The sequence below is a fragment of the Deltaproteobacteria bacterium genome, assembly GCA_016709225.1.
Taxonomy (GTDB): domain Bacteria; phylum Myxococcota_A; class Polyangia; order Nannocystales; family Nannocystaceae; genus Xiheibacterium; species Xiheibacterium phototrophicum.
On sequence record JADJEE010000002.1, the window covers coordinates 1766292 to 1780098 of the forward strand.

Annotated in this window: 10 protein-coding genes; 5 read left to right on the forward strand and 5 right to left on the reverse strand. The window is 72.2% G+C overall.

What is annotated here, in order from left to right:
- The first annotated feature begins 21 nt into the window (after positions 1 to 21).
- The 3 genes from IPH07_21500 to IPH07_21510 all read left to right on the forward strand — a co-directional run bounded on the left by IPH07_21500 (position 22) and on the right by IPH07_21510 (position 3434).
- Positions 22 to 2139, forward strand: coding sequence for a protein kinase (locus IPH07_21500; GenBank protein ID MBK6919988.1), 2118 nt, complete (start codon positions 22 to 24; stop codon positions 2137 to 2139).
- 163 nt (positions 2140 to 2302) lie between these two features.
- Positions 2303 to 2905: a sigma-70 family RNA polymerase sigma factor gene (locus tag IPH07_21505; GenBank protein MBK6919989.1), complete on the forward strand. Its 603-nt coding sequence runs from the start codon at positions 2303 to 2305 to the stop codon at positions 2903 to 2905.
- A complete protein-coding gene (locus tag IPH07_21510; protein ID MBK6919990.1) occupies positions 2898 to 3434 on the forward strand; it encodes a hypothetical protein in 537 nt (178 codons plus the stop codon). Before IPH07_21505 ends, IPH07_21510 begins: the two co-directional genes overlap by 8 nt.
- 10 nt (positions 3435 to 3444) lie before the next feature.
- On the opposite strand, the gene IPH07_21515 is transcribed toward IPH07_21510, so the two are convergent.
- On the reverse strand, positions 3445 to 3942 hold the full coding sequence (locus IPH07_21515; protein MBK6919991.1) for a GAF domain-containing protein: 498 nt from the start codon (positions 3940 to 3942) through the stop codon (positions 3445 to 3447).
- A 103-nt stretch (positions 3943 to 4045) separates the two neighbouring features.
- Between IPH07_21515 and IPH07_21520 the strand changes: the two genes are divergently transcribed.
- On the forward strand, positions 4046 to 6952 hold the full coding sequence (locus IPH07_21520; protein ID MBK6919992.1) for a DUF4215 domain-containing protein: 2907 nt from the start codon (positions 4046 to 4048) through the stop codon (positions 6950 to 6952).
- Between the two features lie 19 nt (positions 6953 to 6971).
- Here the strand turns inward: IPH07_21520 and IPH07_21525 are convergent, their stop codons facing one another.
- The 3 genes from IPH07_21525 to IPH07_21535 all read right to left on the reverse strand — a co-directional run bounded on the left by IPH07_21525 (position 6972) and on the right by IPH07_21535 (position 10433).
- Entirely contained in the window at positions 6972 to 8423 is a 1452-nt protein-coding gene (locus IPH07_21525; protein ID MBK6919993.1) for an NADH:flavin oxidoreductase, read from the reverse strand.
- A gap of 59 nt (positions 8424 to 8482) precedes the next feature.
- Positions 8483 to 9088 (reverse strand): hypothetical protein, encoded by a 606-nt coding sequence (locus tag IPH07_21530; protein ID MBK6919994.1) that lies wholly within the window; start codon positions 9086 to 9088, stop codon positions 8483 to 8485.
- A gap of 163 nt (positions 9089 to 9251) precedes the next feature.
- Positions 9252 to 10433, reverse strand: coding sequence for a DUF4215 domain-containing protein (locus IPH07_21535; GenBank protein ID MBK6919995.1), 1182 nt, complete (start codon positions 10431 to 10433; stop codon positions 9252 to 9254).
- A gap of 215 nt (positions 10434 to 10648) precedes the next feature.
- Between IPH07_21535 and IPH07_21540 the strand changes: the two genes are divergently transcribed.
- On the forward strand, positions 10649 to 13087 hold the full coding sequence (locus tag IPH07_21540) for a hypothetical protein (protein ID MBK6919996.1): 2439 nt from the start codon (positions 10649 to 10651) through the stop codon (positions 13085 to 13087).
- 30 nt (positions 13088 to 13117) lie between these two features.
- Here IPH07_21540 and IPH07_21545 read toward each other — a convergent pair whose 3' ends face one another.
- Positions 13118 to 13723 (reverse strand): PepSY domain-containing protein, encoded by a 606-nt coding sequence (locus IPH07_21545; protein MBK6919997.1) that lies wholly within the window; start codon positions 13721 to 13723, stop codon positions 13118 to 13120.
- Positions 13724 to 13807: the final 84 nt, after the last annotated feature.

Genomic DNA, 13807 nt, shown 5'->3' on the forward strand with positions numbered 1-13807 from the left:
ATCTGCCATCATCGAGCGACGGTGGACGATGCGGATGCGGTGCAGCGGAGCGCGGCTACGGGTGCAGCGATCGCGGGCGCCTGGGCGCACCCATTTGGCGACGTGTTCCCGAAGGTCGGCACGATCGAGACCGTGCTCGCGCCGTCGCTGCGGCCCGGTGCGAAGGAGCTCGAGCAGCTCGCGGCCCTGCAGCGACGACTCGCCGCGACCGTCGGCGAGGGGCTGTTGGCGCTGCGCGAGATCACGATCGATGCGCAGGGGCGCCTGGTGCTGCGCTGCGACGGCTTCGAGGGTGAGCCGCTGCACTGCCTGGTCGCGCGCGCGCGCCCGAGCGCCGCGCGCATGCTCGCAATCCTGCACGGCATCGCGCGCGCGTTGACGGCCGCGCACGCCGGCGGCGTGCTGCATCGAGCGCTCTCGCCGGCGGCGGTGCTGGTCGGGCGCGACGACGAGGTGCGCGTGCTCGACTTCGGGCTCGGCATGTTGCTGCGGCAGGACTCGCCCGCGGCCGAGCTGCGGCTCGATCCGATCACACCGGAGCGTGTGCTCGGCCTGCCGCCCTCGGCCTCCGACGACATCTACGCCTTCGGATGCCTGGGCTACCTGCTCGCGACCGGCGAACCGCCGCTGGTCGACGACGACGCGGTGCGCCTGCGACGACGCCACGCGATCGAGGATCCGCCGCGGCTGTCGCGGCGTCCGGATCTCGCGATCGATCGCGCCTTCGCGAAGCTGCTCGATCGATGTCTCGCAAAGGACCCCGAGGATCGTCCCGCCTCGATGGCGGCCGTGCTCGAGGCGCTGCCGCCGTTGCCCGCCGCGGGCAAGCCCGCCGACGCACCGGCGAAGCCCGCGACGATCGCAGCGGTCGTACCGCCCGCGCCAACGCGCATCGTACCGCCCAAGCCCGCGACCACGCCGGCTCCGCCCAAGCTCGCGACCACGCCGGCTCCGCCCAAGCTCGCGACCACGCCGGCTCCGCCCAAGCTCGCGACCACGATCTCGCCGCCCGCGACCGCGACCACGCCGGCTCCGCCCAAGCTCGCGACCGCGATCGCGCCGCCCGCGACCGCGACCACGCCGGCTCCGCCCAAGCTCGCGACCACGCCGGCTCCGCCCAAGCTCGCGACCACGATCGCGCCGCCCAAGCCCGCGACCGCGATCGCGCCGCCGGAGCCCGCACCACCCGAGCCTGCACCACCCGAGCCTGCACCGCCGCCGGTGGCCACCACGGCGGCGCGCGAGGCCGGCGACGAGGTGCTCGGCGCACCGCCCGATCCGGGGCTGGCCGCGGCGCCCACACGCGCGGCACCGGCCACCGATCGCGTCATCGCAGCGCCCCCCGGCGCCCTCGCGCCGCGATCGCCATGGTGGCAGCGCACCGACGTGCGCATCGGCGCCGCGGCGCTGCTGCTGTTGGGTGTGCTCGCGACCTCGTGGTCGGTCGCGCGCACCCCTGACGGCGCGACCCACGGTGAGTCGTCCGCGCTCGCGGCCGTGTCCGACGCACGCACCGCCACGGCCGCCGGCACGGCATCGGTGTCACCGACGTCGCGACCCCAGCCGCCGGTCGTATCCACGCCCCGCGACGACGCGGAGGTCGGCGCGAGTCCAATCGCTGCGCGCGAGCCGAGCGCGACCGACGATGGCGATCACGTCGCGACCGACGATGGCGATCACGTCGCGACCGACGGCGCCGCACCGATCGTTCCGCTCGACGACGCGATCGACGATGCGGTCGCGCTCGCCGATGCCGACGAGCCCGTCGACGCGACGGTCGAGCCCGGCACCCCGAAGCGGATCGCCGAGTTGCTCGCCGGCGCGGCCTCGGCGCGACGCGCAGGCCGCCGCGCCGAGGCGGCGCACGCGTTCAAGGAGGTCGCCGAGCTCGACCCCGACAACCTGCAGGCCCTCGAAGCGCTGACGCGCCTCGCCTTCGATCGCGCCGACTTCACCCAGGCGGTGCGATGGGGCAAGCGCGCAGTGGCGGCCGCACCTGGCAGCGCGCGCAATCGCATCGCGCTCGGTGACGCGTACTTCAAGCTGGGTCGACGCGCCGACGCCAAGGCGCAGTACGAGAAGGCCGAGCGACTCGGCCACGCGCTCGCGAAGCGGCGTCTCGCGATGCTCGACGGCTGACGGCCGCGCCCCGCGCCGACCGACCACCTGCCGGCGGCCGAGGTCCCGGCGCGGCCTCGCGCGCTGCCGTGGCGGGCATGGTCGGATTGGGGGTTGGCCACGGCCCGGTACCCGACGATATGCTTCGCCGCGACGCGACGTTGTCCCCGTCGCACGCCGCTCGATGACTGCCCGCACCCTCGACGCCGTCCCCTGGCTCGCCGACCTCGCCGAAGGCGCGCTCGAGCGCGCCGCCGCCGAGTCGAGCCCCGCCAGCGTGCCGTGGGATCGGCTCATCGAGCAGCACGGCCGTCGCGTGGTGGTCGCGCTGCTCGCCCGCGGGCTCCCGCTCGAGCGCGCCAAGGACCTCGCCGACGACGCGTGGGTTCGGATCATCCAGCAGCACCGCGCCGGCCGCCTGCCCGAGCTCAAGATCCCCGGCATCGTGATCATGCAGGCGCTCTTCCTCGCCCGCGACGCCCAGCGCATCGCGATGCGCCGCGCCAACGTCGAGACCCGCATCGCCGGCGACTGGGGCATGCATGGCGAGCCGCCCGACGTCGAGCACCAGCTGCTCGCGCGGGCGCAGCTACGCAAGGTCGCGAAGGTGGTCGAGGCTGCGTCGCCGACGGCGCGCCGGGTGTTCGAGCTGTCCTACGGCGATCCGCAGAAGAGCGCCGGCGAGGTCGCCGAGGAGATCGGCATCTCGCTGCAGCGCGTCCGCCAGATCACCTGCGAGCTGCGCAAGCGGATCCGCGGCGTCCTCGGGGGGCCGAGCGATGACTGAGCGTCACCCCGACGAGTCGAGCCTGGTGGCCTACGTGCAAGGCGCGATGGCCGATGCCGACGCGCTGCCGCTCGAGGCCCACGTGATGGCGTGCGCGCTGTGTGCCGAGCGACTGCGCCAGCACGCCTGGCTCGAGGTCGCCATGACCGAAGCCGCCGGCGGGGTCGCGACCACGCCCGAGCCGGTGCGGCTGCAGCCGCGGCGCAAGCCGGCGCAACCGAGTGCCGGCCTCGCGCTGGCGGCTTCGCTGGTGCTCGGGCTCGGCCTACCGTCGCGGTGGATCGCCCTCGATGCCGGCGAGCCCAGCGGCATCGCCTCGGCCGCGACCCATGCGATGTCGGTGGCCCAAGAGGCGCCCGCGTGCGACGTGCCCGATGGCTTCGGCGGCCCGCAGTGCGCCGAGACCGGCTTCGAGCTCGAGGGTGCGATCGCGATGATGACGATGCCCGAGCCCGCGTTCGACGACGGCGCCAACGCCTGCGAGGACACCTCGCCGAGCGGTCTCGCCTGCGATCCGCTCGACGGCTGAGGCGCAGCGCTCACCCGAACCGCTGCCCGAGCATCGCGCACAGCGACTCGAGTGCGGCGCTGTCGACCTCGCGGAACGCCGCGGGCAGATCGGAGTCGAGATCGAGCACGGCGATGCACGCACCGTCGCGGCCGAGCACCGGCACCACGAGCTCCGATCGCGTGGTCGACGAGCACGCGATGTGATCGGCGAAGGCCTCGACGTCGGCGACCAGCGCGGTGGCGCGGGTCCGCGCCACGGCGCCACAGACCCCACGGGAGAACGGAATGCGCAGGCAGCCGTGGCCCCCTTGATACGGCCCCACCGCGAGCAGCTCGGGTGCGATCACGCGGTAGAAGCCGGTCCAGTGGTGATGCGCGAAGGCGTGGTGGAGCTCGCACACGACCGTCGCCATCGCCGCCACCCAGTCGTCCTCGCCGTCCAGCAGGGCCTCGATCGTCGCGCGCACCTCGGCGTGTCGTCGGGCGCGGGCGAGATCGTCGGCGTCGGCGGGCAGCGGGTCGAACATGGCGACGGCATGGATCGCACGGCTCCGTCGCGCACGCACCGGCGTCGGCGGCGCGCGTCCCAGGCGCGATGCGGCGGCGATGGATGTGGGTTATCGTCGTTTTGTGATCCGGCTGCTCTCCGCGCTCGCGCTCGTCCCCCTCGTCGTCCCGACTGTTGCAGCGGCGGCCGATCGCGCCGCGACGCTGCACGCGGGCCAGGTCCTGCGCGCGCCCGATGGCCGCGCGGTGGCCCGCGATCGCGACGTGCAGTGGCGCGCCGATCCCTCGGCTGCACCCGCGCGCCGCGTCGACGCGCTGCGACGCGAGCTGGGACCGGCGTGGATCGCCTGGGACCAGCACGCCGGCACGCCGCACCGCATCCTGCTCGAAGGCATCGACGTGCCGGGCGCGATGCTCGACCCCACGATCGCGCAGGCCCACGCCCGCGCGCTGCTGCGACGGCACGTGGCCCTGCTGGCCCCGGGCGCGAGCGCCGACGACTTCGTGCTCGTCACCGATGACCTCTCCGGCGGCCAGCGATCGATCGCGTTCGCCCAGCACCATCGCGGCGTGCCGGTGCGCGGCGGCACCATCCAGTTCCGCTACGCCCACGACCGCTTGGTGATGATCGGCTCCGACGCGTTGCCCGACGTCGAGGTCGCGACGCGTTCGACGACCGCCGCCGCCGCGCTCGCAGGCACGCGCGCCCGCGACTGGGTCCGTGGCGACGTCGATGGCGGCAAGCATGTCGTGGCCTCGACCGCGCCGATCGAGATCCTGCCGGTCCCACGCACGGGCGGCGGATTCGAGTACCGCGAGGTCGTGCCGGTCACGATCGAGGTCGAGTCGCCGCGCAGTCGCTGGACCGTGTTCACCGACGCGACCAGCGGCGAGCCGGTCGCGCGCAAGCAGGACCTCGTGTTCGAGACCGCGGGCTTGGTCTACCGCGTGCCGGTCCGCTCACCGCAGACCGCCCCGGCCGACTACGGCGCGGCGTTCGTCGATCTGCAGCTCGACGGCGTCGATCTGCAGACGGATGCGGTCGGGGTGTACCAGTACCAGACCGCCGGCTTCGCCGGCTCCAACGCGCCGGTCGGCCCGTTCGTGCGCATCGTGAACGAGGCCGGCGCGGTCGCGAGCCAGCAGTTCCAGGCCTCGCCGGGCAGCGGCTGGGTGTGGGCCGCCGGCGACGACTCCGAGCTCGACGCCCAGCTCACCGCGTTCGTGCACCTGTCGCTGGTCAAGGCCTACGTTCGCGGCATCGCGCCGGGACTGGCGTGGCTGGACAACCAGCTGCAGGCCCACGTCAACGTCAACGACCAGTGCAACGCGATGTCGGACGGCGACTCGGTGTACTTCTATCTCGCGAGCGACTCGTGCGAGAACACCGGGCGCATCGCCGATGTGATGTACCACGAGTTCGGTCACTCGGTGCACCAGCAATCGCTGATCCCCGGGGTCGGGTTCTTCGACACTGCGCTGTCGGAGGGCATCTCGGACTACCTCGCGATGACGATCGTGGGCGAGTCGCCGATGGCCCGTGGTTTCTTCTACGACGACACGCCGCTGCGCGACGCCGACCCGCAGGGCTACGAGTTCCGCTGGCCCGAGGATCGCGGCGAGGTCCACGACGAAGGTCGCATCATCGCGGGCGCGCTGTGGGACCTCCGCAAGGCGATGATCGCCAAGTACGGCCAGAGCGCAGGGGTCTTCGCGACCGATCGCATCTGGTACGAGTCGACCCGGCGCGCGGTCGACATCCCGTCGATGTACGTCGAGGCGTTGTTGGTCGACGACGACGACGGCAACCTCGCCAACGGCACGCCCAACGTCTGCGAGATCAACGACGCCTACGGGCCCCACGGCCTGTTCAGCATCGGCGAGGCCGGCGAGCAGGTCGTCGCCGAGGCGGGCACCGATAGCCTCACCATCACGGTGCAGGCGGCGCTGCCCAACTTCCCCCAGTGCCCGGTGTCCGCGACGCCCACGCTCGAGTGGAACAACGTCACCACCGGCGAGGGCGGCGGCGTGCAGCTCGACGGAGCCTCGGGGGCGTGGAGCACGACGATCTCGAACATCCCCGCGAACTCGCACCTCGAGTACCAGGTCCGCATGAACTACGACAACGGCGCGGAGCGGACGCTGCCAGACAACGCCGCTGATCCGTTCTACCAGGCGTGGGTCGGCGAGGTCACGCCGCTGTACTGCACCGGCTTCACCGACATCTCCGGCCAGTGGAGCTTCCTCGGTGACTGGAACGTGGGCAACCCCGCCGGCAACGCGGGCAACCGCGACCCGGTCAGCAGCTTCGACGGTGACGACGTCATCGCCGGCACCAACGTCAACGCGTCCGGGCTCTACCTGCCATCGTCGTTCTCGGCCGCGCTCGCGCCGAAGATCGCGACCTTGGGCGCGACCAACGTGCGCCTGCAGTACTGGCGATGGTTGACGGTCGAGGATGGCTTCTTCGACCGCGCGAGCATCAAGGTCGACGGCACCGACATCTGGCAGAACCACGCCTCGTCGGAGGATTTCCTCGCCACGCTGCACCACGTCGATCGCGAGTGGCGCTTCCACGACCTCGATCTCAGCGCGGCCGCGGCCGACGGCATCATCGATCTCGAGTTCGACCTCGCAGCCGACGGTGGGCTCCAGTTCGGCGGCTGGAACCTCGACGCGTTGTGCGTGGTCTCGGTCGGCGAGCCCCCGCTCATCAGCTGTGGCGACGGCCTGCTCGATGCCGGCGAGCAGTGCGACGACGCCAACCTCGTCGACGGCGACGGCTGCAGCAGCGCGTGCGTGATCGAAGGCGGCACCACCGACCCCAGCGGCGGCACCACCGATCCCAGTGGCGGCGACACCGATACCGACGGCGAAACGGACGGCGACACCGATGGCGATCCGAGCCTCGACGGCGGCGGCCTGCTGGGCCGCGGCTGCGGCTGCCAGCTGCGCGACGACGGCGAGTCGCCCGCCTGGGCGGTGCTCGGCCTCGCCCTGCTCGCGCGACGTCGACGTCGACGTCGCTGACCCAACACGCGCGCGATGGCTACCGCTGCCAGCGCGGGGCGATGAGCCGCCGACGACCATCGGCGGTCATCGGCACGTCGGGGCCGTCGTCCTGCGACGAGCGATCCCACAGCTGGCAGGTAACCGGCTTGTGCTGCTGGTCGAGCGCCTCGCAGTAGTTGGTGAACTTGCAGCGGCGCACGGCATCGCCGCGACCGAGCTCCACCTTGAGGAACCAGTCCGGGTCGGCCAGGGATTGCCGCGCGGCACCGACGACATCGGCGTGGCCGGCCGCGAGGATCGACTCGGCCTGCGCGAAGCTGCAGATGCCGCCGGTGACCACCAGCGGCACGCGCTCGCCCGCGGCCACCAGCGCGGCCTTGATGGTCGCGGCGGCTGCGAGGTTGCGACCGAACGGACCCTGGGCGTCGGACAACACCGTCGGCATGCACTCGTAGCCGCTGCGGCCGGTGTACGGATACGCGGCGGCGCCGGGCTTGGGTTGCTGCGCGTCCTCGAACTTGCCACCGCGGGAGAGCGACAGGAAGTCCATGCCCGCGCGCGCGAACGCCAGCGCGTAGGCGGTCGCATCGTCGACGTCGCTGCCGCCCTCGATGCACTCGTCGGCGAGGAAGCGACAGCCGACCGCGAACGACGGCGCAGTCGCGGTCCGCACCGCGGCGAAGACCTCGAGCGGGGCCCGCAATCGGCCCTCGCGCGAGCCGCCGTGGCCATCGTCGCGATCGTTTCGCCGCGAGAGCAGCGAGGCCATGGTGTACGCGTGGGCGTAGTGCAGCTCGACGCCGTCGAAGCCGGCCGCCTGCGCGCGCACGGCCGCGGCCGCGAAGTCGAGGGGCAGCTGCTGCGGCAGCGCGCGGATGTGCGGCAGGTGCAGGTCCGTGACGCGCTCGCGGAAGCCCATGCGTAGCGACTCGAGCTCGCGGGCCGTCAGTACCGACGCGAGCTCGTCGTCGGGCATCGCGAGCAACGCCTCGCGCACGGCCGCGTCGCCTTGCGCCTGGGGCACCGCGCGACGGTGGTGATCCCCGAGCACGAGGTGACGTCGGAAGTAGGTCGCCGGCTCGGGGCGACGACGGATGGTCAGGAAGTCGATCAGCTGCACGAACAAGCGCGTGTGCCCGTCGCTCTCGCGGCGCACGGTCTCGACCAGCGATCGCAGGCCGGGCACGAAGCGATCGTGGCCGATGCGCAGCAGCGGACCGCTGGGGACATCGCGGATGCCGGTGGCCTCGACCACGATCGCACCGGGCCGCCCCTGCGCGAAGCGGCCGTACCACGACAACACTTCGGGCGTCACGAAGCCCTCGTCACTGGCGCGCCACGGCACCATCGCCGGAACCCACGTCCGCGTGCGCAGCGTCAGCGCGCCGATCTCGACCGGCGAGAACCATCGCGAGGTCGCGGCGACCCCGGCGGTGGGCCAGCCGCCGTCGGGGTGGACGTGCTTGATGCGTTCGGGCGGCTTGTACATCGCGAGGGCGGCGCGATCGTACCAGCGAATGACACTGGTTCACCCGCGCCGCGATCGCATCACGCCTGCCAGACGCAGAGGCCGAAGTTCCCGCCACCGAACATCTGGCACATCATGCCGTCGGGGCACGTGGCGCCACCGGTGCAGTCGAGCTCGCAGCGGGTGTCGCCCATCGGCGGGCCGCCGCACGTGGCCACCGCATCGCCGCTGGTGGGCGCCGGGCACTCGTCGTCGTTCATGCACGGCACGGTGCAGAAGTTGAGGTTGCCCATCATGAGTTCGGCGCAGAGCTGGTCGCCGGGGCACTGGGGCTCGTTCTGGTCGCACATGCCGTAGAGGCCCTCGGCGCCGCCGCTGCTCGAGCCGCCGCCGCTGCTCGAGCCGCCGCTGTCGGCCTGCCCGGTCGAGCCCGAGTCCGCCGCCGTGGTCTCCGACGAGCCGGTGTCCTGCGAGCTCGTCATCATGCCGGTGGTGTCGGTCGTGCTGGCGCTGGTGCTCGCGGTGGTGGTGTCGGTCGTGGCCGAAACCGTCGAGCCGGTCATCGTCGCCGAGGCGCCGGTGCTGCCCGAGGAGTCGCTGCCGCTGCTGCCGCCATCGTTCGACTCGCCGGGTCCGCAGCCGACCACGAGCGCGAGGGTGAACACGAGATCGAGTCGTAGGTTCATGTCGAAGACCTCCAGAGCCGAGCAGCGTAGAGCGGCCGATGGAAGCCGGTCAACGCGTGCGACCGAGCGTCGCCCGCGATTCCCCTCGCTCAGACGCGACGCGGGCCCGAGGATGCCGAACGCGTGCGCGTGCTTGCCCGCGCGGCACCACACAAGGGGGGGACTACACGCAGGTCCACATCACGGTGATGCAGAGGATCTGCCCGATGCCATCGGCACCGCAGTTGCCGACGCCACCCCACGCACCGTTGTCGAAGTACTGCTGACCGGTCGCGCCGCACGAGGTCGGACCCTCGCAGTAGCCGCAAACGTTGCCGCACGTGCCACCCCACTGGCCGACGTTGTCGTAGCCGAGGCTCTGGCAGATCTGCACCGGGTGGTAGTTCCCCGCGCTGTTGGCCGAGATCCACGCGCTGTTCGCATCCGCCGCGCAGACCACCCACGCGGCGCCGCTGCCCGGATCCACGCCGCCGTCGCAGACGTTGGGGAACTCCGCGGCGCAGCTCCCCGAGCAGCCGTCGCCCGACGCGACGTTGCCGTCGTCGCACTGCTCGACGCCCGCATGCAGGTAGCCGTCGCCGCAGGCCGCGACGTGACAGTTCCCAGGACAGTCGTCGCCGTCGTTGCCGTTGCCGTCGTCGCACTGCTCGCCGGCGTTGCCGTTGGGCGTGCCGTCACCGCAGCTCACGAGCGTACAGTCGCCGTCACAGGTCCCGGTCGCGGCGCCCTCGTCACACTGCTCGACGCCCGCCTGCACGAAGCCGTCGCCGCAGCTGGCGGGCTGGCAGTTCGAGGGGCAGGCATCGTCGTCGTTGGTGTTGCCGTCGTCGCAGAGCTCGCCGCCGGTGACCAGGCCGTCGCCACAGCTGGTCAGCATGCACGTGTTGGTGCACGCGTCGTCGTTGATCATGTTCGCGTCGTCGCAGGCCTCACCGGGACCGGGGATGCCGTCGCCGCAGTACGCGTTGGTGCAGTCGCTCTTGCACGGCCCGTAGTCGGCGTTGGCCGGGCCGAGATCGCACTCCTCACCGGGATCGACGACGCCATCGCCACAACCCGGCGGGACCCCGGTGTCGGTGTCCGAGTCGCTGCTGTCGTCGCCGCCACTGGTGCCCGCGGTGTCGGTGGTGACATCGCTGGTCGTGATGCTGACGTTACCGGTGTTGCTCACGGTGCCATCGCTGCCGCCGCCACTGCTGTCGCTGCCGCTGCCGTCACCGAACGTGATCGGGCCGAAGGTGATCGACGCGCCCCCGCTGCCCTCGCTGCCGAGGCCCCCGGCGCACGCAGAGGTCGCCAGCGCGAGCGCCATCAGTCTCCGCCACATGTCGCCCACGATCGCCATGCCCCATCACCATGCTCGGGCTTGGGGCGGCGCGAGGGCAAGCACAATCACCCGCTCGTGCCCTTCGTGCGGCGCGCTCCCGCGCGGGATCACGGTCGTCGACCGGTTCGGCGGTTCGAAGGGCCGACCACGTGGCCAGCCCTGCGGCCGCTGACGTATGCTGGCGCCGCCCGCGACCGGCCCCTCGACGTCGCGCGCACCGTAGCCACATCACGATGTCGCGCCGCCACACCTACGTCGCCGTGTTCCTCGTGGCCGCCGCCACGCTGGTGCTCGAGATCCTGCTGACCCGCATCACCTCGGTGGTGGCCTGGTACCACCTGGCGTTCTTCGTCATCTCGCTGGCGATGCTGGGCATGACTGCGGGCGCGGTGCTCGTCTTCATGCGCCCGCAGTGGTTCCCCGACGAGCGGGTCGGCGAGCGCATGGCCCAGGCCTCGATCGGCTTCTCGCTGGCGATGCCGCTGGCGATGCGCCTGGCGCTGTCGATCGCGCTGTCACCGATCGCCGACCTCGCCGGCTTCGTCGCGATGCTCTCGTACGGCTGCCTGCTGGCGTTGCCGTTCGCGGTCGGTGGCGTCGTGCTCACGCTGGCGCTCACCCGCGCGGGCCTGCCCGAGGGCGTGGTCTACGGCGTCGATCTGTGCGGCGCCGCGTTCGGTTGCGCGGCGGTGGTGCCGTTGCTGGCGTGGATCGATGCGCCGAGCGCCGTGTTCGTCGCCGCAGCCGTGGCCGCGCTGGCGGGCTGGGGCTTTGCCCGCGGCGCCGGGGTCTCGCCCAAGCTGCAGCGGGCCGGCTGGCTGGCCGCGATCGCGCTCTCACTGTCGGCGGTGGTCAACGTCGCGGCCGACGGCGCGCTGCTGCGTCCGCAGTGGATCAAGGGCTTCCCGGAGGTGCCGTCGCGCTACTCGTTCATCGGCTGGAACACCTACTCGCGCGTCACGGTGGATCAGCAGGTCGAGTTCCCGCCGACGTTCTGGGCCGCCGGTCGCACGATCCCGCCGGAGATGATGCGAGCGATCCCGCAGCGGTGGTTGCTCATCGACGGGGCCGCGGGCACCTCGATGGCCGGCCTCGACACCACCCCCGACGACGGCCAGCCCGGCTCGCCCGCCGAGCACGAGTACCTGTCGTGGGACGTCACCGCCTTCGCCCACGCGATGCGACCGCGTGGTCCCGCCGCGGTGATCGGCGTGGGCGGTGGCCGCGACGTGCTGGAGGCCGCCCGCGTCGGCCACGAGCCGGTGGTCGGCATCGAGCTCAACGGCCTCATCGTCGCGCTGCATCGCAACGTCATGCGCGAGTTCTCCGGGCTCGCCGATCTGCCCGGGGTCGAGCTGGTCGAGGACGAGGCGCGCTCGTTCCTCGCCCGCGATCGACGCAGCTACGCCGTCATCACGATGTCGCTCATCGACACCTGGGCGGCGACCGGCGCCGGCGCCTACGCGCTCAGCGAGAACGGGCTGTACACCGTCGAGGGCTGGAAGATCTTCATGCGCCGGCTGCAGCAAGACGGCATCTTCACGGTCTCGCGCTGGTACAAGCCCGATTCCCCCGGCGAGACCGCGCGCATGCTCGCGCTCGCCTACGAGACGCTGTGGCAGCTCGGCGTCGAGAAGCCGCGCGGCCACGTGATCCTGCTGCAGAACCAGCACATCGCGACGCTGCTGATGTCGCCGACGCCGTTCACGGGCGCCGATCTCGATCACATGCAGAAGGTCGCGGTCACCCGCGGCTTCAACATGATGCTGACGCCGCGCAAGCTGCCGTCCAACCCGCTGCTGCGCGAGGTTGCCGAGTTGCCCGACTCGGCGACCCTCGAGCGTTGGTCGGCGACGCAGCTGCTCGACCTGAGCGCACCGACCGACGCGCGTCCGTTCTTCTTCAACATGCTGCGGCCGGCGACGTGGTTCGCACCGCCGCCGGAGATCGACGAGCTCGATCTCGGCTTCCTCGGCAACCTGCACGCGACCCAGACCCTGGTCTACGCGACGCTCGCCAGCGCGCTGCTCACGTTGCTGGCGGTGGTGGTGCCGCTGGCGTGGCGGCGGCGCGCACTGGCGGGCTACCGCCGCGGCGATCTGCTGACCGCGTGCGCGTACTTCTCGCTCATCGGGCTCGGCTTCATGTTCGTCGAGATGGGCCTGTTGTCGCGGCTCAACGTATTCCTCGGCCACCCGACGCTGGCGCTCGCGGTGCTGCTGGGCGGCATCATCTTCTTCACCGGCATGGGCAGCCTGCTCAGCTCGCGTGTGCGACTGGGCGCAGGTGCCGGCGCGAAGTGGTTCCCACTGCTGCCGGCGGTCGGCATCGCGGTCGTCGGCTTCGCGCTCGATCCGGTGATGCACGCGCTGTCGGCCTCGGCGACGCCGGTGCGCGTGCTCACCGGCGTGTCGCTGGTCGCGGTCGCGGCACTCGGCATGGGGCTGTGCTTCCCGCTGGGCCTGCGGCTGTGCGAGCGCATCGGCGGCGGCGACAAGCCGCCGCTGGGCCCGTGGATGTGGGGCCTGAACGGGGCCTGCGGCGTGGTCGCCAGCGGGCTCGCGCTGACCAGCTCGATGGCGTGGGGCATCCCCGCGACGCTGGCGATCGGTGCGGGCTGCTACGTGGCGCTGGTGGCCTGCACGCTGAAGCTCTCGGCCGCGCGGCAGTGACGGCGCGCGGCGTCGGGGCGAGGACGGCGATCAGGTGCCGTCGTCGTTGCCGCCGTGGTGATCGTCGTCGCTGTCTTCGCTCTCGTGCTCGCTCTCGTCCTCCGACTCGCCGCTGAAGTCGTCGTCCTCCTGCGACTTCAGCACGGTGCCATCGGCGGCCAGCTCGAGCTCCATCACGGTCGTGTCGACCATGACCTTGGCCTCGAACACACCGTCGTCGGCCTCGAGCTCGAAGACCTCGCCGCCGACGTGGGCCTCGGCCGCGGCCGCGAGCGCGGCCCAGTCGGCCCCCGTCGCGAGCTCGGCGTTGGCGGCGGCCTCGTCGGCGTTGCCAGAGCTCGACGCGCGATCGCGGACGATCTCGCCGCTGTCGCTCGAGATCTCGATACGACGCTGGCCGGCGTCGGCGACCACCTCGACGCGATAGACGAACGCGCCGTGCTCGAGCTCGAGCTTGGCCTCGACGGCGACGCCGCCGCTGGCCGCCTCGGCGGTCGCGATTGCGTCGGTCAACGCGACGGACGAGCTCTCGATCTCGGCCGCGAACTTCTCGCGAAGCGCGGTCGCGTCGTCGCTGGCGGCGTCGCAGGCGGCGAGGGTCGAGAGGATCGCGAAGGCAAGGATGCGTCGGTTCATGGTGGGGCTCCGGGTCGGCGGCCGGTGGGCTCGCTTCGACCCCCTCGTGCCCGCTGCCGGGCCGACGTTACGGCCCATCCTCGG